The organism is Pseudonocardia sp. DR1-2 (assembly GCF_023717215.1).
Taxonomy (GTDB): Bacteria; Actinomycetota; Actinomycetes; order Mycobacteriales; family Pseudonocardiaceae; genus Pseudonocardia; species Pseudonocardia alni.
The window spans coordinates 144,124-167,035 of the sequence record NZ_JAMQOF010000007.1 but is presented as its reverse complement, the minus strand read 5'-3'; the positions used below and the strand labels follow the sequence as shown (position 1 = coordinate 167,035).

The following is a 22,912-nucleotide window of genomic DNA, read 5'->3' as shown; positions in this document are numbered from 1 at the left end:
TCACTTGCCACGCACCAGGATCGCGCCGCACTCCTCGCAGTGGACGACCTCGTCGGCGGCCGCCGTGCGGACCTGCCCGAGGAAGGTCCGGTCGAGCTCGAGCCGGCACGCGCCGCAGCGGGACTCGCGCAGCTGTCCGGCCGCGACCCGGCCGCCGGCGCGGATGCGCTCGTAGTCGGCGAGCAGGTCCGCGGGCAGCGCGGCGACGACCTCGGTGCGGGCGCGGTCGCGCCCGGCGCGGGTGGCGTCGATGTCGCCCTCGGCGGACTCGCGCTTCGCGGTCACCTCGCCGACCGCGGTCTCGGCCTCGGACAGCTCGCCCCGGGCGTGGTCGAGCTCGATGCCGACGGCCTCGCGCTCCTCCATGATCCCCAGCTGCTCGTCCTCCAGGACGCCCTGGCGGCGGGCGAGGGTGTCGAGCTCGTGCTGCAGCTCGGTGGCCTGCTTCGCGGAGATGCCCGAGCCGGCGAGCAGGGTGTGGTCGCGCTCGGTGCGGGCCCGGACACCGTCGATGTCGCGTTCGAGCCGGGCGATGTCGCGGTCGAGGTCACCGGCGCGGGTCTCGGCGCGGACCAGGGCGTCGCGCGCCGCACGGACCCGCTGCTCGGCCTCGTCCAGCTGCGCGAGCTCGGGCAGCGTCGAGCGCCGGTGGGTGAGCCGGCCGATCTCGGCGTCCACCTCGGCCAGCGTCACCAGCTTCGCCTGCGCGGTGGGATCGGCCTTCATGCACTCGCCTCCGGTTGTCCTGCTGTCGTGTCGGATCCGCTGCTCGGGGCGGCGGTGGTCCAGGGGTCGGTACGGGCCCGCGAGACCGCGACCGAGACGCTACCTGCGAGGGCCTCGGCCACGACCCCGGCCGCCTGCCCGCACCACGGCCACTCCGAGGCCCAGTGGGCGACGTCGACCAGCGCGGGGGTCGGGCCGCCGGGGCCGGTCCCGGCGAGCGCGTGCTCGGACGCGGGGTGGTGGCGCAGGTCGGCGGTGACGAACGCGTCGACGCCGGCCCGGGCGGCCGAGTCCAGGGCCGAGTCCCCGGCGCCGCCGCAGACCGCGACCCGGCGGATCGGGCGGTCCGGGTCCCCGGCACCGCGCACCCCCCATGCGGTCGCGGGCAGCGCCGCGGCGACCCGCCGGGTGAACGCCGCGAACGGCTCGGCGGCGGCGAGCTCGCCGACCCGGCCCAGCCCCAGCGACGACGGCAGCGGCGCCATCTCCAGCAGGTCGAAGGCCGGTTCCTCGTAGGGGTGCGCGGCCCGCAGCGCGGCGACGACGTCGCGGCGCCGCGACCGGGGCAGCACCATCTCCAGCCGGGTCTCCGCGACGCGCTCCAGGCGCCCGACCGACCCGATGACCGGGGCGGCGCCGTCGAGGGGAAGGAACTGGCCGGTCCCGGCGGTGGCGAACGAGCAGTGCGAGTAGTTGCCGATCGCGCCGGCACCGGCGTCGGACAGGGCGGTGTGCACGGCGGCGATCGACGGGCCGACCGGAACGAAGGTGACGATCTTGTCCAGGGCCGGGCCGGGCTCCGGTTCCAGCGGGCCGGACACGGTCAGCCCGAGGGCGGCGGCGAGCGCGTCGGAGACGCCCGGGTCGGCGACGTCGGCGTTGGTGTGCGCGGTGAACAGCGCGACCCCGGCCCGGATCAGCCGGTGCAGCAGGGCGCCCTTGGGGGTGTCGGCGCCGACGCCGTGCACCCCGCGCAGCAGCAGCGGGTGGTGGGTGACCAGCAGCTGGGCGCCGGAGGAGATCGCCTCGTCGACGGTCTCCGGGGTGGGGTCGACGGCGAACAGCACCCGGGAGACGGTGTCGTCGGGGTCGCCGCAGACCAGGCCGACCGCGTCCCAGTCCATGGCCAGCCGGGGCGGGTAGGCGGCGTCGAGGGCGGCGACGACGTCGCGCAGCGTGCTCACGCCGACACCGCCAGCCGGCGCAGCGCGGCGTCGAGGGACTCGACGAGGCGGCGGACCGTCTCCGGCGGGCGGACCGCGACGCGCAGGTGGTCGGGCCCGAGACCGGGGAAGGTGTCGCCGCGGCGCACCGCGATCCCGGCCTCGCGCAGCAGGCGCCGCACCGCCTCGCCGGTGCCGTCGGGCAGGTGCAGCAGCAGGTACGGGGCGGGCCCCGCCGACACGCCGACGCCGTCGAGGCCCGACAGCGCCGCGGCCATCGAGACGCGGTGTGCGGCGAGCTCGCGGGCCTTGCGGTCCGCGGCGGAGACCGCGTCGGGCTCGCAGCAGGCGATGACCGCCTCCAGGGCGGGGGTGGAGACCGGCCACAGCGGGCGGGACGCGGCGAGCCGGGCCAGCAGAGCGGGGGCGCCGAGCGCGTAGCCGGCGCGCAGCCCGGCCAGCGCCCAGGTCTTGGTCAGCGAGCGGAACACCAGCAGGCCGGGCACGCCCGCGTCGCCGGCGAGGGTCTCCGGCTCGCCGGGGACGGCGTCGGCGAACGCCTCGTCGACGAGCAGGGTCCGCCCCGGGCGGGCGAGCGCACGCAGCGCGGCGGCCGGGTGCAGCACCCCGGTGGGGTTCGTCGGGTTCCCGACGACGACGAGGTCGGCCTCCTCGGGCACCGCGGCCGGGTCGAGCGCGTGCCCGGTCGCGGCGTCGGTCAGCACCCGCACCACGTCCACCCCGCCACCGCGCAGCGCGGCCTCCGGCTCGGTGAACCCGGGGTGCACGACGGCGGCGAGCCGGGGGCGCAGCGACGGGAGCAGCGCGAAGCCCTCCGCGCTGCCCGCGAGCACCAGCACCTCGTCCGCGCCGCGACCGTGCCGCGCCGCGACGGTGGCGCGGGCGCGGGCGTCGTGGTCGGCGCGCGGGTAGCGGCCGAGTCCGTCCAGGGTCGCGACGAGCCGGTCCCGCAGCCAGGGCGGGGGGCCGTCGCCGATCACGTTGACGGCGAAGTCGACGAGCCCGTCGGTGGCCTCGGCGTCGCCGTGGTGCCGCAGGTCGTGCCCGCCCGCGTGATCCGTCCCGGCCGCATGGTGATCGAACGGCATCGGGCCACCCTACGGCGCGTGCCGGTGCGCGGTGGACAATGGCCCGGCCACCCACCCGAGGCGTCAGGGTCGACGTCGGTGCCCCCGCTCCCCGGAGGAACGTCGCAGTGAACGTCGTCTTCGTCTGTACCGGCAACATCTGCCGGTCCCCGATCGCCGAGAAGATCCTGGCCGCCGAGGTCGAGGCGGCCGGGCTGGCCGACCGGGTGCGCGTGACCAGCGCCGGGACCGGTCACTGGCACATCGGGCAGCCCATGGACTCCCGCGCCGCCCAGGTGCTGGCCGAGCACGGCTACGACACCGCCCACAGCGCCCGCCAGGTCGACTCGGAGATCCTCTCCGCGGACCTGCTGGTGGCGCTGGACATGGGGCACCTGCGGACCCTGGAGCAGTCGGTGCCCGATCCCAAGCGGGTCCGGCTGCTGCGCTCGTTCGACCCGGCGGCCCCCGCGGGCGCCGAGGTGCCCGACCCCTACTACGGCGGTCCGGACGGGTTCGCCGAGGTCCACGCCATGATCGTCGCGGCGGTGCCGGGCCTGGTCGAGTTCGTCACCCGGAACGCGTGACCGACCGCGTCGCCCGGCTGACCGGCCGCGCCGTGCGGGACGGACCGGCCGGGCACCCGCCGCGCGCGACCCTGGACGACGGCACCGTCGTCGTGGTCAAGGACTCCTCGGCCGACCCGGGTGCGGCCGCGGCCGAGGCCGCCGGGCTGCGCTGGATCGCGGTGCCGGGCGGGCCGCCGGTCCCGCGCGTGCTGGGCGCCGACGACGCGCTCCTGGTCACCGAGCTCGTCCCCGCGGGCCGGGCGACGACCGGCGCCGCGGAGCGGTTCGGCCGGGAGCTGGCGACGCTGCACGCCGCCGGGGCCGAGGCGTTCGGCGCCCCGCCGCCGGGCGGGAGGGCGCGGGCGTGGATCGGGCACACGCGGATGGAGAACCGTCCGCACGACGGCCCGTGGGGCGACTGGTTCGCCTCCGACCGGGTGCTGCCCTACCTGCGGGCCGCCCGGGACCGCGGCGCCCTCGACCCGGCCGGCGCCGCCGCCGTCGACGACGTGTGCGGACGGATCGGTGCCCTGGCCGGTCCGGACGAGCCGCCGGCCCGCCTGCACGGGGACCTGTGGTCGGGCAACGTGCTCTGGTCGGGCGACGGGGACGGCGCCGCGTGGCTGATCGACCCGGCCGCGCACGGCGGGCACCGCGAGTCCGACCTCGCGATGCTGGACCTGTTCGGGCTGCCGCACCTCGACGTCGTCCTCGCCGCCTACGACGAGCACTCCCCGCTCGCCGACGGGTGGCGCGAGCGGGTCGGCCTGCACCAGCTGTTCCCGCTCCTGGTGCACGCCGTGCTGTTCGGGGGCGGGTACGGCGCGCAGGCCGCCGCGGCCGCGCGCCGTCTCCGCTGATCCCCCGGTCTCAGTACGCCCCGTGCTCCCCGCGCAGCGGGAACCCGGCGGCGCCGCCGTCGGCGAGCTTCACGCCCAGCACCTGGTGGAGCTGGATGTTGTTCAGCTCGAAGCCCAGCCGGCACGCGGCCATGTAGAGCCGCCACACGCGGGCCCGGCCGACGCCGACCTCGGCGACGGCGTCGGTCCAGTTGCGCTCCAGGTTCGCGCCCCAGTCCCGCAGCGTCATGGCGTAGTGCTCGCGCAGGTTCTCCTCGTGCCGGATCTCGAACCCGGCCTCGTTCATCGCGTCCACCAGCGCCGCGACCGGCTCCAGCTCCCCGTCGGGGAACACGTAGCGGTGGATGAACGGGTCGGTGTGACGGTGGTCGGGCCGGTGCGGCTGGGTGATGCAGTGGTTCAGCATCCGCCCGCCCGGCCGGAGCTTGGCGTACATCGAGGCGAAGTAGGAGTCCAGGTTGGCCTTGCCGATGTGCTCGGTGAGGCCGATGGAGGACACCGCGTCGTAGACGCCGTCGGGGACGTCGCGGTAGTCGAGGTGGCGGACCTCGGCCAGGTCGGACAGCCCCTCGCGGGCGATCGCCTCCTGCGCCCAGGCGGCCTGCTCCTTCGACAGGGTCACCCCGAGCGCGCGGACGCCGTGCTCGCGGGCGGCGTGGCGGACCATGCCGCCCCAGCCGCAGCCGACGTCGAGCAGCCGCATCCCCGGCTTCAGATCCAGCTTGGTCGCCACCAGCTCGTACTTGGTGGCCTGTGCGGTCTCCAGCGACGCGCCGGCGTCGGGGTAGGCCGCACAGGTGTAGGTCATCGACGGCCCGAGCACGAACTCGTAGAACCGGTTGGACACGTCGTAGTGGTGCGAGATGGCCTGCGAGTCACGTCGCTTGGAGTGCAGCAGCCCCTTGGGGCGGGCCTCCAGGTCGGGCGGCGGCATCCGGTGCTCGCGCCAGTAGGGCAGCAGCCGGCGCGCCAGCCACAGCTGCTCCCGGCGCGGGATCGAGTGCAGCGTCACCTCCGACATCGCGCGCAGCGCGGTGTAGAGGTCCCCCTCCACGTCGAGCTCCTCGGTCACGTACGCCCGGGCCAGCCCGAGCGAGCCCGGGGCGCTCACCAGCCGGGCCAGCGCCCGGGGCGAGTTCACCCGCAACGTCACCGGGGCGTCGTCGGGCCCCGACCGCGACCCGTCGAACCCCTCCACCCGCAGCTCACGCGTGGAACCCAGGACGTGGGACAGGATCCCCGCCACCGGCTCGGTCGTCGTGGCCCGCCCTTCCAGTACTCCTGTCATCGCCGATCCCTCCCCTGTCGATCCCCGCGGTGCGCTCGTCAGCGGCCGGTGACCTTGGCGAACAGGTCGGGAGACCGACCGTCCGGGTCGTACCGCTGCTTCACCGCCCGGTAGGCCGCACCGTTGTAGTGCGACCAGAACTCGTCCTCGCCGTAGTGCACGGTCGAGTACAGCGACTTGTGCCCGCCCAGGTCGGCGACACACTCCTCGATCAGCCGGTTGTGTGCCCACGGGTCCCCCGGCTTCTCCGCCACCGAGGACCAGAAGCCGACGTTGACGTAGAGCCGGCCCGGCTCCATCGGGTACAGCGGCCAGCTCCGCTCCCCGCGCAGCTGCAGCGGGCACAGCCACACCGGCTCGATCCGGATCTCCCGGTGGAAGAACTCGAGGAACTCCGCGAGCCGCTCGACCGGGATCTCCACGTCCTGCACGACCATCTCCTCGGCGGTCCCGCCGAGCGCCTCCCGGACCCGGTTCGACGCGCCGTGACGCTGGTCGAGGGCGACGAGACGGCGGTAGACGTCCGAGCGGCGCAGGCGGCGTGGCCAGAACCGGCGCACCACCGGGTGCTGCACGCCGAACGCGCGCGAGCACCAGAACCAGTCGGTGTCCCAGCGCCAGAGGTAGTCGTGCACGGTGAGGTGGTCGACCGGGCGGCGCTGCAGCGACCGGTAGAACACCTCCTGACCGGTGTAGTCGGAGATCCGGGCGCCCGGCATCGGGGCGTCGACGAACTCCCCGGTGGTCAGGTACTGCTCGTCGGGTCCGAACACGACACCGTCGAGGAAGTCGACCTCGCCCGCCGCCACGAACCGCTCGATCGCCGCCGACGCGGCGGAGGCGCTCGCGTACCGGTGGTGGGTGAGCTTCACGAAGGGCTTCACGGGCGCCAGCTCGACGACCAGGCGGACCGCGTAGCCGAGCGTGCCGTAGGAGTTGGGGAACGCCGCGAACAGGTCGGCGTGCTCCCCGTCGGGGGTGACGAGCAGCAGTTCCCCGGCCGGGGTGAGCACGTCCATCTCGAGCACCGACTCGTGCGGCAGCCCGTCGTGGAACGACGTCGACTCGACCCCCAGCCCGGTGACCGCTCCCCCGAGGGTGATGGTCTTGAGCTGCGGGACCACCAGCGGCATCAGCCCGTGCACGAGGGTGGCGTCCACGATGGTCTCGTAGGTCGCCATCCCCTGTACCTCGGCGGTCCGCCGGTCCGGGTCCACGCCGAGGACACCGTCCAGCGCGGAGGTGTCGAGGCGGCGCGCGGCGGCGCCGGTGTCGCGGTCGCCGAACCGGAACAGGTTCGACGACGGCTTCCCCAGCTGGACGGCGCCGGCTCCGGCGCGCGCCCGGCGCAGGTTCTCCACCGCGGCGTCGTGCGCGGTTCGGGTGGCGGTCCCGGCGGGCATGGCGGTGACGATAGACCCATATCGTTTGCGACGCTCATGATTAACGGAGGGTCCTCCGTCACAGCACGCAACGATCTTCCCGGCGGGCGGTACCGGCACCGTCGTGATGTCATCGCGCCCGTGGCACACACCAACGAGAACCCCGCGCAGAACGTCACCTTCCCCTCCGGCGGCGACACCGCGCACGGCTACCTGGCCCTGCCCGAGTCCGGGGCCGGACCCGGTCTGATCGTCATCCAGGAGTGGTGGGGCCTGACCGACCACATCGTGGATGTGACGAACCGGTTCGCCGCCGAGGGCTTCGTCGCACTCGCCCCCGACCTCTACGGCGGGCGCACCACCCACGACTCCGACGAGGCCGGGAAGCTCATGGGCGAGCTGCCCGTGAACGGCGCGGCGACCGACCTGGCCGGGGCCGTGGAGTTCCTGCTCGGGCGCGACGACGTCACCTCCTCGGCCGTCGGCGCGGTCGGCTTCTGCATGGGCGGCGGCTTCGTGCTGGTCCTCGCCGCGCAGCAGGGCGACAAGGTCGCGGCCGCCGTGCCCTTCTACGGGGTGCTCAAGGAGGACTACCCGTCGTTCGCGAACCTGACCGCGGCCGTGCAGGGCCACTTCGGGGCCGAGGACACCATGGCCCCGCCGGACGCGGTGGAGTCCCTCGCCGACCGCATCCAGGCCGAGTCCGGCACCCGCCCGGAGTTCCTGCAGTACCCGGCCGGGCACGCGTTCTTCAACGACGAGAACCACATGGGCACCTACGACGCCGAGCAGGCGGAGATCGCGTGGACCCGCGCGACGCAGTTCCTGCGCGAGCACGTCAAGTAGCGGCTCAGCGGGAGCGCAGCAGCTCCCGGGCCACGGCGGGCAGCGTGGCGGGACCGGTGCGCAGCCGGACCCGCTGCGCGGCCGCGGTGAGACCGACGTACTCGTCGGAGGTCAGCACGATGTCCGCCGCGGCCACGTTGGACTCCAGCTGCGCCACGCTCGACGCACCGGGGATCGCCACCGTGTTCGGGTGGTACACCACCCACGCCAGCGCGACCTGCGACGGCGTCGCGTCGTGCGCGGAGGCGACGTCGCGCAGGGCGTCGGTGAGCGGGGCGAGGGCGGCCAGGTTCTCCGGCAGCCACTCCGGCTTGCTGCGGCGCACCGCGTTGGTGGGCCGGTGGCCGGCGTCGTACCGGCCGGTGAGCAGGCCCTGGGCGAGCGGGCTGTAGGCCATCACGATGCGGCCGTGCGCGGCGGCGTGCGGGACGAGGGCCGCGACGGGCCTGCGGCGCAGGAGGCTGAACTCGACCTGGTTGGACAGCACGGGTCCGCCGAGCGCCTCCTCCGCGGACAGCCAGCGGTCCAGCGTGTACGACGAGACGCCGGCGTCGCGGACCAGCCCGGTCCGCTGCAGCTCGGCCATCCCGCGCATCGCCGACGCGTCGCCGACCAGCGGGTGCGGCTTGTGCACCTGGTAGAGGTCGATCTCGGTCACCCCGAGCCGGGCGGCGGAGGCGGCCGCGCGGTGCCGCAGCACCGGGCCCAGGGGCAGGACCGGGAAGAACTTCGTCGCGATCACGACGTCGTCGCGCCACCCGGGGCCACCGCAGGCACGCAGCGCGTCGCCGAGGATCCGTTCGCTGCGCAGCGGGCCGTAGAGCTCCGCGGTGTCGAACACGGTGACGCCCAGCTCGCGGGCGCGGGCGACGATCCGCCCGGCCTCCAGCGCGTCGCCGTAGCCCCACTCGCTCGTGCCGAACTGCCAGGTGCCCAGGCCCATCACCGACCAGCGTCGTGGGCCGGGACCGGGAGCGTCGAGGTAGCGCACCTGCGCCAGTGTCCCCGACCGTCCCGGTCCCCGCCCCGCGTCCGTCCCCTCAGCGGACCGGGGCCCCCGGGCCCAGCGGGATCCCCAGTGCCCACCAGGCGAAGAACAGCAGCGTCCAGACCGCCGTCATGGCGACGGCCAGGGGCAGCGTGTACGACGCGAGCGTCCCGATGCCCGCGTCCTTGCGGTAGCGCTGCAGGAACCCCAGCGCCATCACGAAGTACGGACTCATCGGGGTGATCGCCGTCGAGCCGGAGTCGGCGATCCGGAACAGCGCCTGGGTGGTCTCCGGCGGCACCTCGACCAGCATCAGCATCGGCACGATCACCGGCGCCGCGATCGACCACATCGCCGTCCCGCTGGTGACCATCACGTTCACCACGGTGAGCACGGCCAGCACCATCAGGAACACGACCGGGATCGGGACGCCGGTGGTGCGCAGCGCGTCCGCGGCGACGACGGCGAGCACGTCCCCGACGTGGGTCCAGTCGAAGTAGGCCAGGAACTGGGCGATCGCGAAGAACAGCGCCAGCACGGGGGCCATCTGCCGGATCCCGTCGGCCATCAGCTTCGGGACGTCGGCGGCGGTGGTGATCGTCCCGACCGCGCGGCCGAAGACGGTGCCGAGCAGGCCGAACAGCAGCGCGATGACCGCGCCGATGCCCTCGACCAGCGGGGACTCGACGATCGAGCCGTTCTCCCCGCGCAGCGGGGACCACTCCGGCGCCACGACCGCGACGAGCAGCACCGCACCACCCAGCAGCACCCAGCCGGCGCGGCGCAGGCCGGTCCGCTCGGCCGCGGACAGGCTCAGCCCGGCGACGTCGTCGTCGGGCGCGTCGGGGTCGGGGTCCAGGTCGGGCCGCTTGGCCAGGACGACCCGGGTGACCAGCGTGATCACCAGCGCGAGGACGACCGAGGAGGCGATGTTGAAGAACCAGTTGCCGACCGGGGTCACCACGGCCGCCGGGTCCACGATCCGGGCCGCGGCGGTGGTGATGCCGGCGAAGATCGCGTCGTTCGGGGTGGGGACCGGGCTGGCGTCGTAGCCGGAGGCGATGGCGGTGTAGGCGACGACGATCCCGAGGATCGGCGAGCGCCCGACCGCCCGGAACGCGAGCCCGCCCAGCGGCACCAGGATCACGTACGCCGCGGCCGACGCGACGTGCGCGACGGTCCCGGCGAACGCGACCGCGAACACCACCAGCGACGCGGGCACCCGGGCGACGCCGGCCCGCATGGCCGCGGCGAGCAGCCCGCTGCGCTCGGCGACCGCGACGCCCATGATCACCGTGACGATGGTGGCCATCGGCGGGAACTGCGCGAAGTTGTCGATCATCGACGAGACGGCCATCGCGAGGCCGTCGCCGGAGAGCAGGTTCCGCACCGCGACGGGCTCGCCGTCGGGGGCGACGACGGCGACGCCCGCCGCCGCCAGCCCGGCGCTGACCACGGCGAGGATCGCCGACAGCACCCAGAACAGCCAGAACGGGTGCGGCAGCGCGTTCCCGACCCGTTCGACGACGGCCATCGCCCGCACGAGTCGGGGCAGCTCCCGGTCCCGGGTCGCGGCGGGGGTGCTCATCGCGGTCCCCCGAGGCCGAAGAAGTCCCCGACCAGCGCGGTGGCGCGGACCGTCTGCGTGGTGACGCCGCCGCCGGAGTACGCGGTCGCGCCCGGCCAGGTGTGGCCGCCACCGTCGACGGCGACGTGCTGCACCCGGGCGCCGTCGCGGCAGCCGCGCCAGGTCGCGATGGTAACGTCGGGCTCGATCCGGCGGGTCTGCGGGCGGGCCCGGCAGCCGTCGCGGGCGACCCATTCGGCGACCTTCGCCGGGATCGCGGGCAGGCCGCGCTCGGCGTCGCCGGTGTAGGGGATGGTGGCGTCGCCGGTGCCGTGCACGAACAACGCCGGGACCGGACGGCCGGGCCGGCACGGCGGTTCGCCGTCGCGGTAGTAGGCGCCCGCGACCGGGGCGATCGCGGCGATCCGGTCGGACATCCGGCAGGCCAGGATCTCGGTGAAGCCGCCGCCGTTGGACTTTCCGGTGGCGAAGACCCGGCCGGGGTCGACGCAGAGGCCGGCCTCGAGGCCGTCGAGGAGGTCACCGGTGAAGGCGACGTCGTCGACGCCCGGCGCCGAGTACGGGGCGCCCTGCCAGGAGCGCTTCCCCTCACCGCCGGGGACCCCGTCGGGGTAGGCGACGACGGCGGGCAGCCCGGACAGGCCGGAGAAGTCCTCGGTGGTGGCGCCGTCGTTGCCGCGGCCGTGGAAGACCAGGACCACCGGGGTGGGCCGGTCGGGGCGGTAGCCCTCGGGCAGGTGGACGCGCACGGTGCGGGCCAGGCCGCCGCTGTCCACGGTGCGGACGGCGGTGGTGCCCGGTGCCTGCGGCGGGGTGAGGCCGCAGCCGGGGCTCCGTGCTCCGGGCGGGCCGCCCGCCGGTCCGGCCGCCGCGCCGGGCCCGGTCGGCCCGTCGGGTGCGCCGGGGCCGGCCGGCGACCCGGATGCGGTCGGGACCACGGCGGCGTCGGACGGTGCCGGGGCGACGGCGGCGCCGGTGGTCAGGGCGGCCGCGGCCAGGCAGGCCGCCGCCACGGCACGCAGGCGGCGTCCCCCGGCACGTCGCGTCGCGCCCCCGGTCGGGCGTCCCGGAACGGACGGTGTCGCTGCGGACGGTCTCGGTGCGGACATGGGGTTCCCTTCGGACGGCGTCGTCGACGGCCGGTGCTGTGGCCCCGCCCGGGTCGCGGGCAGGGTCGTGCGACGGGGGCACCGGGTGGCGCCACCGCGGGAGTGCTGTGGGTCCGTGCGGGTCGGAGGGGCGTCAGGCCGTGAGCCAGGCCGTGACGAAGTCGGTGATCCGGTCGACGATCGCGGCGACGATCGCCTCCCCGTGCTCCGGATCGGCCCGACGGGGGTCGCCGAGGACCCCGTTGCCGGACAGGCGGTCGTAGGGCGCGGTGAGCGTCGGACCACCGCGCCGCCGGGCCAGTGCGCCGAAGGCGTCGAGCTCGGCGAACCGGGTGGTCCCGGCCGCGAGCCGGTCGGTGTGCACCAGGTGCGGCGCGACGGCGAGCATCTGCGCCGTCTCGGCCTGCCCGCTGTGCCCGCTGACCTCGGGCGGCCCGGCCGCGGCGACGACGTCGGCAGCCAGCGTGGTGAGCGGGCTCCAGGCGAACTGCAGGTCCGGACGGGCCACGAGGAGGTCCTGCGCGACCGTCGCGAGGGTGGCGTCGTTCCCGCCGTGGCCTGTGACCACGCAGATCCGGCGCCAGCCGTGCCGGTACAGGCCGTCGACGTACTCGCGCACGAGCGTGGCGAACGTCGTGGTGGTGAGGCTGACCGTGCCGGCGAAGGCCAGGTGGTGCGGCGACACCCCGACCGGCAACGACGGCCCGACGACCGCGGTGCCGCCCAGTGCCTCGGCGACGCGGTCGCAGACCGCCTCGGCACGGATCAGGTCCGTCGCGAGCGGCAGCCCCGGCCCGTGCTGTTCGAAGGCCCCGGCCGGCAGCAGCACCACCGGGCTGTCGACGACGGCGGCCGCGGCCTCGACCGTCGTCATCTCCCCCAGGCGCCGCGTGCTCACGCGCCCACCGCCGCGGCGATCGAGGCGAGGTGCTCGCGGCAGAGCCGCTCCGCCAGGTCCGGGTCGCCCCCACGGACGGCCTCGAGCAGCGCGACGTGCTCGGCGTGGTCGCGCTCGCGGTCGTCGTAGCGGTGCCGGATCTCGACCTGGTCGCGCGCCCGGATGTGCAGCAGCGCCTCCACCGTCTCCCGGAGCAGCGCGTTGCCGCTGGTCGCGGCCAGTGCGACGTGGAAGTGCACCGCCGGGCGGAGATCGCCGACCGGCGGGTGCAGGGCGTTGGTGACGCTCTCCGAGAGCAGCGCGAGCCCGGCGGGGTCGCGCTCCCGGGCCGCCGCAGCCGCGATCGGCGGCTCCAGGACGAGCCGGGCGCGGATCAGCTCGTGCACGCCGTCGGGGGTCCGGGACGGCCGGTGCGGGTTGGCGAGCAGCCGCCGCCCGACCCCGGCGCCGACGTAGGTGCCCGAGCCGTGCCGGAACTCGACGGCCCCGGTGGCCTCCAGGCGTCGCAGCGCCTCGCGGACGGTCGGGGTGGTGACCTCGAACCGTCGCGCCAGGTCGCGGGAGGACGCGAGCTGGTCCCCCGGGCCGAGGTTCCCGGTCCGGATGATGTCCATGATGTCGTCGGCCAGGCGCTCCGACAGCGTCTCCCCTGCGGTCATAAAGTGACTAAATCACTTAGAGACATGACCGGTCAACCCTCCCCCACCGCCGGTTCCGACGGTGGTGATCACGAATCCGCGCGCTGATCCGCGGGGCGCGCGCGTCCGGACGCACGCGGACCACGTCACCACGCGGACTCCGGATCACCACGCGGACTCCGGATCACCACGCGGACTCCGGATCATCGTGCGGGCGGGGACTGTGGACGGACCAGGGACCGTCAGGCGGCAGTGGCCGGGGAGGGGCCGATCACACGCCGCCGGCGCGGCCGGAGCGGGCCGGGTCGGGCCCGGCGGCCGACGCGAGCCGGTCCGGCCCCGGAATCGCCGCCGGCCGGTCCGGCCGGGCGAGCGGGCCGGTCAGGCCCCGGCGGCGGCCGGGCCGTCGGCGACGTCGGGGGTGTCCGCGGCGGCGTCCCAGTCGGCCAGGGCCCGGTCGAGCTCGGGCCAGGTCGTGTCCCGGGCCCGGCGCCCGGTCAGCACGCCCAGGTGCCCGCCCGGTGAGGTCGTGAACCGCACCTCCGGGCTGCCGGTCAGCAGCGGCACGCCGGCGCGCACCGCCCGCAGCGGGGCGATGACGTCGTCCCGCCCGGCGACGACGAGCACCGGCACCCCGACGTCGGACAGCTCCACGTCCCGCCCGCCCAGGCGCAGTCCGCCGTCGGCGAGGTCGTTGCTGCGCAGCAGCAGGTGGAAGATCTGCCCGAACACCCGGCCCGGGTAGCCGTGCATGTTGCTCATCAGGTGGTCGACGGCCTCGATCTGGGCCAGGCAGTCCCGGTCGTCGATCCGCGACGCGATCGCCAGCGGCTTGGTGACGAGCTTGTCCACCGCGGTCAGCTGGAACGCCCAGCTCACCATCGGCGCCGGGAAGCTGCCGACGCCCCGGTAGATCGAGGAGATGAGCCGGCCACCGGTGATCTGCGCGAGCGGCCGGATCGGCGCCACCAGCGGCACCCGGGAGATGTCGACCGGGGTGCCGATCGCGGCGACCGAGCGCACCGGCAGCGGGTCGCGCGCCTGCACCGCGGCGGCGACGGTGAGCAGGGCGAAGATCCCGCCGAGCGACCAGGCGACGAGGTGCACCTCGTCGTCGGTCTCCTCGGCGACCCGGCGGATCGTGTCGGGCAGCAGCTCGTCGACCCAGCTCTCGATGCCCAGGGTCCGGTCGGAGAACGACTTGGGGCCGTAGTCGATCAGGTAGACGGTCCGGCCCTGCTGCAGCAGGTGCTCCACCAGCGAGCAGCCGCGACGCAGGTCGTAGGCGAAGTCCGGGGCGCCCAGCGGCGGCACGAGCAGCACCGGTGCACCGCCGGAGGGGTCCACACCGGACAGCGGGCGGTACCGGAACAGGATGCCCTGCGGCGAGCCGACCACCGCGTCGCGCGGCATCCGTCGCAGGTCGGCGAGGTGACCGACCACGGCCCGGTCCCACACGTTGGCGACGGCGTCCACGAGATCCACGGCCGCACCCTACCGGCACGCACGGGTCACCGACGGCCCGTGAGGACGACCGGAGTTACCGGCGGGTATGTGAGACTGCCGGGCATGCAGCGCGAGATCTTCGACGACGAACACGACGCGTTCCGGGACCTGTGCCGGACCTTCATCGCGAAGGAGGTCACCCCGCACCACGAGCAGTGGGAGGAGAACGGTCAGGTCGACCGCTCGGTGTGGACCGCCGCGGGCGCGGCCGGCCTGCTGGGCACCGCGGTGCCCGAGGAGTACGGCGGCGGCGGGGTCGACGACTTCCGCTACAACGCGATCCTGGCCGAGGAGATCGTCGCCGCCGGGGCCAGCGGGATCGGCTTCCCGCTGCACAACGACGTGGTGCAGCCCTACCTGCTGCGCCTGTGCACCGACGAGCAGAAGCAGCGCTGGCTGCCCGGGTTCTGCAGTGGTGAGCTGATCACCGCGATCGCCATGACCGAGCCCGGCACCGGCTCGGACCTGCAGGGCATCGCGACCAACGCCAAGCAGGACGCGAACGGCGACTGGATCCTCAACGGCTCCAAGACCTTCATCACCAACGGCATCCTCGCCGACCTGGTGATCGTCGTCGCCAAGACCGACCCGGACGCCAAGCACCTCGGCTTCACCCTGTTCGTGGTGGAGCGCGGGATGGAGGGGTTCGAGCGCGGCCGCCGCCTGAAGAAGGTCGGCATGAAGGCCCAGGACACCGCGGAGCTGAGCTTCACCGACGTCCGGGTGCCCGACGCGAACCGGCTCGGCGAGGTCGGCCAGGGCTTCATCTACCTGATGCAGAACCTCGCCCAGGAGCGGCTGTCGATCGCCGTCGCCTCGGTGGCGGGCGCCGAGGCCGCGGTGCGGATGACGCTGGAGTACACCAAGGAGCGCACGGCCTTCGGCCGCCCGGTGGCGAACTTCCAGAACACCCGCTTCGAGCTCGCCGAGATGGACACCGAGGTCTCCATCGCCCGGGTCTTCGTGGACCGCTGCATCACCGAGCACAACGGCGAGGGCGAGCTGTCGGTGCCCGACGCGGCGAAGGCCAAGTGGTGGTGCTCGGACCTGCAGAACCGCGTCGTCGACCGCTGCGTGCAGCTGCACGGCGGCTACGGCTACATGCTCGAGTACCCGATCGCCCGCGCGTTCGTGGACTCGCGCGTGCAGGCGATCTACGGCGGCACGAACGAGATCATGAAGGAGATCGTCGGCCGGTCGCTCATCGGCTGACGGGAGCCCCCGCGCCGTCCAGGGCCCGCGCGATGTCGGCGACGAGATCGCGCGGGTCCTCCAGCCCCACCGACAGGCGCAGGTGCCCGAGACGGCGGAACTCCGGTGGGAAGTGCGCCGCCCGGCCGTCGCCACCGGCCCCGACGTGCACGATCAGCGACTCGTCGTGGCCCAGCGACACCGCCGAGGTGATCACCCGCAGGCCCGCGACGAAGCGGTTCTGCCGCTCCGGCGGCCCGTCGAGGGCGAAGGCGAGCATGCCGCCGTACCCGCCGTCGAGGGTGCGGGTCGCGAGCGCGTGCTGCGGGTGCGACGCCAGCCCCGGGTAGGCGACGTAGGCGACCTCCGGGCGGGACTCCAGGTACTCCGCGACCTGCTGGGCGCCGGCGCAGTGCGCGCGCATCCGCATCGGCAGGGTCACCGCGCCGCGGGCGATCAGCCAGGCGTTGAACGGGCTGATCACTCCCCCGGCGTCGACCATCGCGTCGGCGCGGATCCGCTCGACCAGCTCGCGGCGGCCCAGTACGGCGCCGCCCATCGCGTCGCCGTGGCCGTTGACGTACTTGGTCAGCGAGTGCACGACGAGGTCCGCGCCCCGCTCCAGCGGCCGTTGCAGCACCGGGGTGGCGAAGGTGGCGTCCACGCTGAGCAGGGCACCCGCCTCGTGTGCGACGTCGGCGACGGCGTCGACGTCGGTGATCCGGGTCGTCGGGTTCGCCGGGGTCTCGACGTGCACCAGCCGGGTCTCCGGGCGGACCGCGGCGCGCACCGCCTCCGGGTCGCCGGAGTCGACCAGCGTCGCGGTGATCCCCCACCGCTCGGGCAGCAGCTCGGTCAGCAGCCGGTGGGTGGCGACGTAGGTGACGTCGGAGCTGACGACGTGGTCACCGGAGCGCAGGAACGTGAAGAACACCGCGTGCAGCGCCGCGACCCCCGAGGCGAGCGCGACCGCCGCGCAGCCGCCCGGGGACACCCCGTGCGGGTCCTCCAGGGCGACGAGCTTGTCCTCCAGCCAGCCCTGGTTCGCCCCGCCGTTGCGGGTGTAGAGCCGGGTCGCGGTGCCCGACCAGTCCAGCTCGGAGGGGTCCTCGGGCAGCGCGTAGGAGTTGGCCGCGACGATCGGGCGGCGGATCGCGCCGGTGCCGGGATCGACGTCGTTGCCCGCGTGCACCGCGCGGGTGGCGAGGAAGGGCGGTCGGTCGCCGGAGGTCACGCCGGAGATCATGCCTCGGCGATCGGCTCCGGGGCGCGCAGCGACGGGCCCGCGTCCGGCACGACCAGCGGGGTGCCGGTCACCGGGTCGGGCAGCACCCGGGCGCGCAGCCCGAACACGTCGGCCAGCAGCTCCTCGGTGACGACCTCGGACGGCGACCCCGCCGCGACGATCCGGCCGTCCTTCATCGCGACGAGCCGGTCGGCGTAGCGGGCGGCCAGGTTGAGGTCGTGCAGCACCATGACCACGGTGCGGCCCGCCTCGGACTGCAGCCGCCGCACCAGCTCCAGCACGTCGACCTGGTGGGCCAGGTCGAGGAAGGTGGTCGGCTCGTCGAGCAGCAGCAGGTCGGTCTCCTGGGCCAGGGCCATCGAGATCCAGGCCCGCTGGCGCTGGCCGCCGGACAGCTCGTCGACCGGGCGCTCGGCGAGGTCGGACAGGCCCGTCCAGGTCAGCGCCTCGGCGACGGCGCGCTCGTCGTCCGAGGACCACTGCCGGTACCAGGCCTGGTGCGGGTGCCGCCCGCGGGCGACGAGGTCGCCGACGGTCAGCCCCTCGGGCGCCAGCGGCGACTGCGGCAGGATCCCCAGGACCCGGGCGACCTCCTTGGTCGGGGTGCGGTCGATCCGCTTGCCGTCGAGCAGCACCTGACCGGTCCGGGCGGGCAGCAGCCGCCCCAGCGCGCGCAGCACGGTGGACTTGCCGCAGCCGTTCGGGCCGATGACGGTGGTGACCGCGCCGGGCAGCACCTCCAGGTCGAGCCCGTCGACGATGGTGCGGTCGCCGTAGCCGAGCGTGACCTGCTCGGCCGACAGCCGGACCACACCGGGACGGACGGGGTCGCCCGCCGTCGTCGTCCGGGAGGTGGTGGCCTCCGCGACGCTGATGTCCTCGACGGTGCTCATCGACGGGCCTCCTGGCGGGTGCGGGCGAGCAGGTACAGCAGGAACGGGGCGCCGAGCACGGCGGTCACGATGCCGACCGGGAGCTCGACCGACCCCAGTGCGGTGCGGGCGATCAGGTCGGACAGCACGGTCAGCGCCGCGCCCAGCACGAGCGAGACCCCGATCGGCGGGGTCCCGACCCGGCAGAGCCGGCGCGCGATCTGCGGGGTGACCAGTGCGATGAAGGCGATCGGGCCGGCGGCCGCGGTCGCGACCGAGGCGAGCCCGACGGAGACGAGCAGCAGCGCGGTGCGGGCGCCGTTCACCCGCACGCCGAGGCCGCGGGCGGTGTCGTCGTCGAAGCGCAGGGCGCCGAGCAGGTGCACCAGGGCCAGCGCCGCGGGCACGAGCACCAGCATGGAGATCGACAGCGGGACGACCTCGTTCCAGCTGCGCGCGTTCAGGCTGCCGTTGAGCCAGACCTGGGCCTGGGCGGCCTGGTAGATCTGGGCGACGGTCAGCAGCCACTGCACCGCGGCGACGAGCACGGCCTGGATGCCGATGCCGATCAGCACGAGCCGGAAGCCCTGGATGCCCTTGCGCCAGGCCAGGACGTACACCGCGACCGACGACACGAGCCCGCCGATCAGGGCGGCGAGCGGGATGCCGAGCGAGGCGAAGGCGCCGCCGACCCCGGCCACGCCGCCCCCGAGCACGATGACGAACACCGCCGCCGCGCTGGCGCCCCACTGGACGCCGATGATGTCCGGGCTCGCGAGGGGGTTGCGGGCGACCGACTGCAGGATCGCGCCGGAGACGGCGAGCGCGCCGCCGACCAGCGCACCGACCAGGGTGCGCGGGAGCCGCAGCTCGAGCACGACGAGCTGCTGACCGGCGTCACCACCGCCGAACAGCGTCGCCAGCACGTCGGTGATCGCGATCGGGTAGTCGCCGCGGCCCATGTTGACCGCGGCGGCGAGCACCAGCGCGACGGCACAGGCGAGCAGCACGACGGCGGTGCGGACGCGCAGCACGCCGGAGAAGCGGCCCGCGCGGACGGCGCGGCGGCCGGGGACTGCCACCGTGCTCGGCGGGCCGGGTTCGGTCACGGTGCTCACACGGCCCCCAGCTTGCGACGGCGCACGAGCGCGATGAAGAACGGCCCGCCGATCAGCGCGACCACGATGCCGACCTGCAGCTCACCGGGGCGGGCCACCACCCGTCCGACGACGTCGGCGAGCAGCAGCAGCACCGCCCCGGCGAGCCCGGAGGCGGGCAGCAGCCAGCGGTGGTCGGGCCCGGTGAACACCCGCACGACGTGCGGCACGATCAGTCCGAGGAACACGATCGGCCCGCAGGCGGCGGTGGCCGCCCCCGCGAGCAGCGTGATCGCGACGACGCCGACGACCCGGGTCCGGCGGACCGAGTGCCCCAGCGAGGTGGCGACGTCGTCGCCGAGGGAGAGCGCGTTGAGGGCGGGCGCGCTGGCCAGCGCCAGCGCCGTGCCCGCGAGGATGAACCACACCACCTGGCCGCCGACCGCGGCGTCGCGCCCGGCGAGCGATCCGACCACCCAGAACCGGTAGGCGTCGAGGCTGGTCTCGTCGAGCAGCACCACCGAGGAGGTGCCCGCCTGCAGCAGGAAGCTGACGGCGGCACCGGCGAGGGCCAGCGACACCGGGGTGGCGCCGCCGGGTGCCCGGGTGCCGATCACGAACACCACGACGCTGGCGACCAGCGCCCCGGCGAAGGCGAACCAGACGTAGCCGAACAGCGTGCTGACACCGAAGACGTAGATGCCGATGACGACGAAGAACGCCGCACCCGCGTTGACGCCCAGCAGGCCGGGGTCGCCGAGCGGGTTGCGGGTGAAGCCCTGCACGAGCGCGCCGGCCAGGCCGAGCGCGATCCCGACCAGTACCCCGAGCAGGGTGCGCGGGATCCGCAGGGAACGGATGACCACGTCGTTCTCGCTGCCGGTCGGGGCGACCAGCGCGGAGAACACCTCGTTCACCGGGATGACCTTGGTCCCGATCGCGATGCTGGCGAGTACCGCGAGCAGCAGCGCCGTGGTCAGCGCGGCGAGGCCGAGCAGCCGCCTGCGCCGGAGCGACCGCCGAGGGGGCGACGGCTGTTCCACCGACGGTGGTCGGACGCGGATCGCGTTCACCTTGCTCGTGGCCCCCTGCTCGACCGGATGGCCCCACCCGTCCGGTGCGGCTCCGCTCACCATAAGTGAGGCTGCCCTACGACAGAACACCCCCGTGCGTCACGTCGCCCGCGCGGCGGGATGCTCGGGCGGTGCCCGTCGAGCCCTCCGCGTCCGGTCCCCCGCCCGTCCGGCCGCGGGTCACCGCGGTCATGGTCAGCTCCGCCGACGGGGCCGTGACGGCGGGCGGAGCGGGGTCCGGCGGCCTGTCCACCCCGGCCGACCGCGACCTGTTCCGCGCCCTGCGACGGTCGGCCGACTGCGTGCTCGTCGGGGCGGGCACCGCGCGGGACGAGGACTACCGGGGCGTCCGGCCACGCCGTCCCGGGCCGGACGGGCGGCCGCCCGGGCCGCCCCCGCCGGTCGTCGTCGTGAGCGGGTCGGCCGGGCTGGACCCGGGTGCGCGGCTGTTCACCGACACCGTCACGGCGCCGGTCGTGCTGACCACGGCCGCCGCCCCCGCGGACCGGCGCGCCGCGCTGGCCGCCGCGGGGGCCGAGGTCGTGCTGCTCGACGACCTCTCCCCCGCCGCGCTGCTCGCCGCGCTCGCCCGCCGCGGCCACACCTCCGTGCTGTGCGAGGGCGGGCCGACCCTGCTCGGCGCGCTGGTCGGGGCCGACGTCGTCGACGAGCTGCGCCTCACCCTGGTCCCGGTGCTGGTCGGGGGCCCGGAGGGGCGGATCGCGACCGGGCCGCGGTCCCTGCCCGTACCGCGCGCGCTGCACCTGGCGGGCCACGAGGCGGCCGCCGACGGGACCCTGCTGCTGCACTACGTCCGCGCCGCCCCCGGGACCCCGGCTCCGCCGAACGAGTGAACCACCGTGAGGGAGGGCCACGGACGGGCATCCCACGGGGGACACCACACGCACCGCGGCGGGCCCCCACCCGGGGCCGGCCCGTGAGAGGAGCACCGATGACCTCCGGCACCCCGACCACCACCCCGGCCGCGGCCCCCGCGGGACGCCTCGCCGACGGCACCGGCCAGGGCCGCACCACCATCGCCGCGTCCGTCGTCCAGAAGATCGCCGGCATCGCCGCGCGCGAGGTCTCCGGCGTGTACTCGATGGGCTCCGGCGCGTCCCGCGCCTTCGGTGCGCTGCGCGAGCGCATCCCCGGCGGCGGCACCAGCGGCGCCTCCACCGTCGCGGGCGTGGCCGTCGAGGTCGGCGAGAAGCAGGCTGCGGTCGACCTGGACGTCGTCGTCGAGTACGGCGTCGCCATCGCCGACCTGGCCTCCGCGGTCCGCCGCAACGTCGTCGGCGCCGTCGAGCGGATGACCGGGCTGGAGGTCATCGAGGTCAACATCTCGGTGAACGACATCCACCTGGCCGGCGAGGACGACAGCCGCGACGAGGCCCCGGTGGCTCCCGCCCCGACCGGCCGCGTCGTGGAGTGACGGTGCCCGAGCCGACCCCGCCCGACGCCCGGTCCCCCGCCGCTGTCGTCACCGGTCCGCCCGGTGCGGCGGAGGTCGCCGCGCAGCGGCGCCGGGAACCGGCACCGGCCGCGCTGGCCGAGCTGGTCGCCGAGACCGTCGTCGCGCAGCCGTCGGTGGTGCGGCTCGACGGCGGCGCCTTCGGGACCGTCGCCACCTGGCTGTCCGGGCGGCGGTTGGTCGGCGTGCTCGTCGGCCGTACCGACGAACCGGTCGAGATCGGGGTGGTGCTGCGTCTGGACCGGCCGATCCCGGCTACCGTCGCGGCGCTGCGGGCGTCCCTCGCGCCGTTGGTCGACGGGGTCCCCGTCGACGTGACGGTCGCGGACGTGGAGGTCCCCTGAGGTGGAGGTGGGTACGGGATGGACGAGCCGGATCCCGGCGGGCACGGGGGCCTGACCCCCGCGCAGCGGTCGGCCTACCGCTCGTTCGTCCGTACCCACCACCCCGACCGCGGCGGTGACCCCGAGGTCTTCCGCGCCGGGCTGGCCCGCTTCCGCGCGATGGCGTCCGGGCGGGACGCCGGCCGGACGCCCGACCCGGACGACCGCCGCTACGACGCACCGATCGAGATCGTGCCCGACCTGCCGCTGCCGACCCGGGTCCTGGTGGCCCTGATCCGCACCATCCGACGTCGCACGCACCCCCGGGTCGACCGGCCCGGCCGGCACGCCCCCCGCTCCACCCGTCCCGGAGAGGACCTTCCATGAACGCCACCCAGACCGGCCTGCTCGCGGGCCTCCTGCTGGGAGTCGCCGGTGCCACCGGCGGCTTCCTCGCCTTCGTCATCACCCTGGTGCTCGGCATCATCGGCCTGGTCGTCGGCCGCCTCCTCGACGGCGAGCTGGACCTGTCCGGCCTCGGCCGGGGCCGCGACCGGTGAGCACCCTCCCCGACCCCGCCGAGCGCGGTGTCCTGGAGATCGACCCGGCGGTGCTGCGCAAGATCGTCGAGTACGCCGCGGACACCGCCCCGGCCACCCGGCACCGCGCCCGGCGGGTCGCCGGGCTCGACGTCGGCGAGTCCGGGCCGACCGCACGGGTGACCCGGCGGCCCGGTCCGGCACGGGGCACGGTCGGGGCGGCCGTCGGCGCCGCGACCGGCGACGCCGGTGAGGTCGACGTCCGGCTGCGGCTCACCCTGGCCCACCCCGGGTCGGTGCGGGCCGCCGTCGCCGACGTCCGGGAGCGGATCGACGCCGACCTCCGTCGTACCACCGGACACCGGCTGCGCGGCCTGACCGTCGAGGTCGAGGCCCTCCGGCCGGAGGACGCCCGGCCGCGCCCGGACTCCCCGCGCGTGCAGTAGAA

25 protein-coding genes are annotated in these 22,912 nt (G+C 75.2%); 10 read left to right on the top strand and 15 right to left on the bottom strand.

Going from position 1 to position 22,912, the window contains the following annotated elements:
- From ND486_RS21420 to cobC, 3 genes are read right to left on the bottom strand one after another with little or no spacing between them, the layout of a single operon-like run.
- Positions 1-726, bottom strand: coding sequence for a zinc ribbon domain-containing protein (locus ND486_RS21420; protein ID WP_251786200.1), 726 nt, complete (start codon positions 724-726; stop codon positions 1-3).
- Complete coding sequence (locus tag ND486_RS21415) at positions 723-1,901, bottom strand: Nif3-like dinuclear metal center hexameric protein (protein ID WP_374231612.1); 1,179 nt, start codon at positions 1,899-1,901, stop codon at positions 723-725. The genes ND486_RS21420 and ND486_RS21415 overlap by 4 nt, the downstream gene beginning before the upstream one ends.
- Before the next feature lie 5 nt (positions 1,902-1,906).
- Positions 1,907-2,998 carry an Rv2231c family pyridoxal phosphate-dependent protein CobC gene (cobC, locus tag ND486_RS21410; protein WP_179760296.1) on the bottom strand — a complete coding sequence of 364 codons (1,092 nt, stop codon included), beginning with the start codon at positions 2,996-2,998 and terminating at the stop codon, positions 1,907-1,909.
- 107 nt (positions 2,999-3,105) lie between these two features.
- Between cobC and ND486_RS21405 the strand changes: the two genes are divergently transcribed.
- Positions 3,106-3,564 (top strand): low molecular weight protein-tyrosine-phosphatase, encoded by a 459-nt coding sequence (locus tag ND486_RS21405; protein WP_062402446.1) that lies wholly within the window; start codon positions 3,106-3,108, stop codon positions 3,562-3,564.
- Positions 3,561-4,406 carry a fructosamine kinase family protein gene (locus ND486_RS21400; protein ID WP_374231546.1) on the top strand — a complete coding sequence of 282 codons (846 nt, stop codon included), beginning with the start codon at positions 3,561-3,563 and terminating at the stop codon, positions 4,404-4,406. Before ND486_RS21405 ends, ND486_RS21400 begins: the two co-directional genes overlap by 4 nt.
- A gap of 10 nt (positions 4,407-4,416) precedes the next feature.
- On the opposite strand, the gene ND486_RS21395 is transcribed toward ND486_RS21400, so the two are convergent.
- Complete coding sequence (locus ND486_RS21395) at positions 4,417-5,694, bottom strand: class I SAM-dependent methyltransferase (protein WP_251786190.1); 1,278 nt, start codon at positions 5,692-5,694, stop codon at positions 4,417-4,419.
- A gap of 38 nt (positions 5,695-5,732) precedes the next feature.
- Positions 5,733-7,097: an FAD-binding oxidoreductase gene (locus ND486_RS21390; RefSeq protein ID WP_251786188.1), complete on the bottom strand. Its 1,365-nt coding sequence runs from the start codon at positions 7,095-7,097 to the stop codon at positions 5,733-5,735.
- Between the two features lie 120 nt (positions 7,098-7,217).
- Between ND486_RS21390 and ND486_RS21385 the strand changes: the two genes are divergently transcribed.
- A complete protein-coding gene (locus ND486_RS21385; protein ID WP_251786186.1) occupies positions 7,218-7,922 on the top strand; it encodes a dienelactone hydrolase family protein in 705 nt (234 codons plus the stop codon).
- Between the two features lie 4 nt (positions 7,923-7,926).
- Here ND486_RS21385 and ND486_RS21380 read toward each other — a convergent pair whose 3' ends face one another.
- From ND486_RS21380 to ND486_RS21355, 6 genes are all read right to left on the bottom strand, one after another.
- Complete coding sequence (locus ND486_RS21380) at positions 7,927-8,913, bottom strand: aldo/keto reductase (RefSeq protein WP_251786184.1); 987 nt, start codon at positions 8,911-8,913, stop codon at positions 7,927-7,929.
- A 49-nt stretch (positions 8,914-8,962) separates the two neighbouring features.
- Entirely contained in the window at positions 8,963-10,498 is a 1,536-nt protein-coding gene (locus ND486_RS21375) for an AbgT family transporter (protein ID WP_251786182.1), read from the bottom strand.
- A complete protein-coding gene (locus tag ND486_RS21370; protein WP_251786180.1) occupies positions 10,495-11,511 on the bottom strand; it encodes an alpha/beta hydrolase-fold protein in 1,017 nt (338 codons plus the stop codon). Before ND486_RS21370 ends, ND486_RS21375 begins: the two co-directional genes overlap by 4 nt.
- A 229-nt stretch (positions 11,512-11,740) precedes the next feature.
- The gene (locus ND486_RS21365; RefSeq protein WP_251786178.1) at positions 11,741-12,505 is read right to left on the bottom strand and encodes a creatininase family protein; all 765 of its coding nucleotides are present in this window, start codon (positions 12,503-12,505) and stop codon (positions 11,741-11,743) included.
- Positions 12,502-13,164: a FadR/GntR family transcriptional regulator gene (locus ND486_RS21360; protein ID WP_224402840.1), complete on the bottom strand. Its 663-nt coding sequence runs from the start codon at positions 13,162-13,164 to the stop codon at positions 12,502-12,504. Before ND486_RS21360 ends, ND486_RS21365 begins: the two co-directional genes overlap by 4 nt.
- 360 nt (positions 13,165-13,524) lie before the next feature.
- Positions 13,525-14,628 carry an alpha/beta fold hydrolase gene (locus tag ND486_RS21355; RefSeq protein WP_208820212.1) on the bottom strand — a complete coding sequence of 368 codons (1,104 nt, stop codon included), beginning with the start codon at positions 14,626-14,628 and terminating at the stop codon, positions 13,525-13,527.
- An 84-nt stretch (positions 14,629-14,712) separates the two neighbouring features.
- On the opposite strand from ND486_RS21355, the gene ND486_RS21350 reads away from it, so the two are divergent.
- Positions 14,713-15,861, top strand: coding sequence for an acyl-CoA dehydrogenase family protein (locus ND486_RS21350; RefSeq protein ID WP_208820210.1), 1,149 nt, complete (start codon positions 14,713-14,715; stop codon positions 15,859-15,861).
- Here the strand turns inward: ND486_RS21350 and ND486_RS21345 are convergent.
- From ND486_RS21345 to ND486_RS21330, 4 genes are read right to left on the bottom strand one after another with little or no spacing between them, the layout of a single operon-like run.
- The gene (locus ND486_RS21345) at positions 15,851-17,074 is read right to left on the bottom strand and encodes an aminotransferase class I/II-fold pyridoxal phosphate-dependent enzyme (RefSeq protein ID WP_251786169.1); all 1,224 of its coding nucleotides are present in this window, start codon (positions 17,072-17,074) and stop codon (positions 15,851-15,853) included. The genes ND486_RS21350 and ND486_RS21345 overlap by 11 nt on opposite strands.
- Before the next feature lie 8 nt (positions 17,075-17,082).
- Positions 17,083-17,979: an ABC transporter ATP-binding protein gene (locus tag ND486_RS21340; protein WP_224402842.1), complete on the bottom strand. Its 897-nt coding sequence runs from the start codon at positions 17,977-17,979 to the stop codon at positions 17,083-17,085.
- The gene (locus tag ND486_RS21335) at positions 17,976-19,076 is read right to left on the bottom strand and encodes an iron chelate uptake ABC transporter family permease subunit (protein WP_224402843.1); all 1,101 of its coding nucleotides are present in this window, start codon (positions 19,074-19,076) and stop codon (positions 17,976-17,978) included. Before ND486_RS21335 ends, ND486_RS21340 begins: the two co-directional genes overlap by 4 nt.
- Positions 19,073-20,098 (bottom strand): FecCD family ABC transporter permease, encoded by a 1,026-nt coding sequence (locus ND486_RS21330; protein ID WP_374231609.1) that lies wholly within the window; start codon positions 20,096-20,098, stop codon positions 19,073-19,075. Before ND486_RS21330 ends, ND486_RS21335 begins: the two co-directional genes overlap by 4 nt.
- A gap of 161 nt (positions 20,099-20,259) precedes the next feature.
- Between ND486_RS21330 and ND486_RS21325 the strand changes: the two genes are divergently transcribed.
- The 6 genes from ND486_RS21325 (at position 20,260) to ND486_RS21300 (ending at position 22,910) form a co-directional block, all read left to right on the top strand.
- Positions 20,260-20,982, top strand: coding sequence for a dihydrofolate reductase family protein (locus ND486_RS21325; RefSeq protein WP_251786167.1), 723 nt, complete (start codon positions 20,260-20,262; stop codon positions 20,980-20,982).
- 98 nt (positions 20,983-21,080) lie between these two features.
- Complete coding sequence (locus tag ND486_RS21320; protein ID WP_251786165.1) at positions 21,081-21,563, top strand: Asp23/Gls24 family envelope stress response protein; 483 nt, start codon at positions 21,081-21,083, stop codon at positions 21,561-21,563.
- A 2-nt stretch (positions 21,564-21,565) separates the two neighbouring features.
- A complete protein-coding gene (locus ND486_RS21315) occupies positions 21,566-21,946 on the top strand; it encodes a hypothetical protein (RefSeq protein ID WP_251786157.1) in 381 nt (126 codons plus the stop codon).
- A gap of 18 nt (positions 21,947-21,964) precedes the next feature.
- A complete protein-coding gene (locus tag ND486_RS21310) occupies positions 21,965-22,312 on the top strand; it encodes a hypothetical protein (RefSeq protein WP_251786156.1) in 348 nt (115 codons plus the stop codon).
- Complete coding sequence (locus tag ND486_RS21305) at positions 22,309-22,485, top strand: hypothetical protein (RefSeq protein WP_167410056.1); 177 nt, start codon at positions 22,309-22,311, stop codon at positions 22,483-22,485. The genes ND486_RS21310 and ND486_RS21305 overlap by 4 nt, the downstream gene beginning before the upstream one ends.
- Entirely contained in the window at positions 22,482-22,910 is a 429-nt protein-coding gene (locus ND486_RS21300) for an Asp23/Gls24 family envelope stress response protein (protein WP_208820199.1), read from the top strand. The genes ND486_RS21305 and ND486_RS21300 overlap by 4 nt, the downstream gene beginning before the upstream one ends.
- The last annotated feature ends 2 nt before the right edge of the window (positions 22,911-22,912 follow it).

Bases quoted from the DNA above. Each gene is read 5' to 3' on its own strand.
- ND486_RS21305 (WP_167410056.1), top strand. From the start codon at position 22,309: ATGAACGCCACCCAGACCGGCCTGCTCGCGGGCCTCCTGCTGGGAGTC.
- cobC (WP_179760296.1), bottom strand. From the start codon at position 2,998: ATGCCGTTCGATCACCATGCGGCCGGGACGGATCACGCGGGCGGGCAC.
- ND486_RS21340 (WP_224402842.1), bottom strand. From the start codon at position 17,979: ATGAGCACCGTCGAGGACATCAGCGTCGCGGAGGCCACCACCTCCCGG.
- ND486_RS21350 (WP_208820210.1), top strand. From the start codon at position 14,713: ATGCAGCGCGAGATCTTCGACGACGAACACGACGCGTTCCGGGACCTG.
- ND486_RS21420 (WP_251786200.1), bottom strand. From the start codon at position 726: ATGAAGGCCGATCCCACCGCGCAGGCGAAGCTGGTGACGCTGGCCGAG.
- ND486_RS21390 (WP_251786188.1), bottom strand. From the start codon at position 7,097: ATGCCCGCCGGGACCGCCACCCGAACCGCGCACGACGCCGCGGTGGAG.
- ND486_RS21320 (WP_251786165.1), top strand. From the start codon at position 21,081: ATGACCTCCGGCACCCCGACCACCACCCCGGCCGCGGCCCCCGCGGGA.
- ND486_RS21375 (WP_251786182.1), bottom strand. From the start codon at position 10,498: ATGAGCACCCCCGCCGCGACCCGGGACCGGGAGCTGCCCCGACTCGTG.
- ND486_RS21310 (WP_251786156.1), top strand. From the start codon at position 21,965: ATGGACGAGCCGGATCCCGGCGGGCACGGGGGCCTGACCCCCGCGCAG.
- ND486_RS21395 (WP_251786190.1), bottom strand. From the start codon at position 5,694: ATGACAGGAGTACTGGAAGGGCGGGCCACGACGACCGAGCCGGTGGCG.
- ND486_RS21360 (WP_224402840.1), bottom strand. From the start codon at position 13,164: ATGACCGCAGGGGAGACGCTGTCGGAGCGCCTGGCCGACGACATCATG.